The following is a 517-nucleotide window of genomic DNA, read 5'->3' as shown; positions in this document are numbered from 1 at the left end:
AAAGCATTATTCCTAAAAAGCTTCCCGCTTTATATCAAAGGTACTTTGCAACACTCATTGATTATGTTTTTGTTTTTTCATGCGCGTATTTTATTTCAATTTATACACCGTTATTTAATAGCGATTCAGCCGCGTCATTTTTACCTATAATTGCAGCTCTATTTATTTATGATGCATTGTTTACTTCAAAGCTGTGCACAGTAGGCCAATTTATATTTAAGTTTAGAGTAAGAAATTATAATGGTTTAGATCGAATAGGTTTTCTTTTAGCATTAAAGAGAACTGTCATTAAGTTAGTTTTGGGTGCTTATTCTCTAGTAGCAATATTATTTAATAGAGAACGTAGGGCAGTTCATGATTTAATTACTGCGACTATTGCTGTATCCCCTAAAGATACAAAATAGTTAGGTGTTCATACACATAACAAGCCATTCAAGCAGGACTTTTAACAGTTGGTTAGGTTCCGCTACGCTTCACATTTTAACCAACAATTAAAAGCCTCTTAATGGGGCGTTAT

At 32.9% G+C, this 517-nt stretch carries 1 protein-coding gene; it reads left to right on the top strand.

All coding sequences use genetic code 11. The features are described 5' to 3' along the window. Positions 1-404: RDD family protein (locus tag H4J57_RS19570; RefSeq protein ID WP_182244004.1), on the top strand; the 404-nt coding region annotated here is incomplete at its 5' end. Between the last annotated feature and the right edge of the window lie 113 nt (positions 405-517).

The organism is Colwellia sp. BRX8-7, assembly GCF_014077275.1.
Classification (GTDB): Bacteria; Pseudomonadota; Gammaproteobacteria; order Enterobacterales; family Alteromonadaceae; genus Colwellia_A.
The sequence above is the reverse complement of the archived record's forward strand: the minus strand, read 5'-3'. Positions and strand labels throughout refer to the sequence as shown.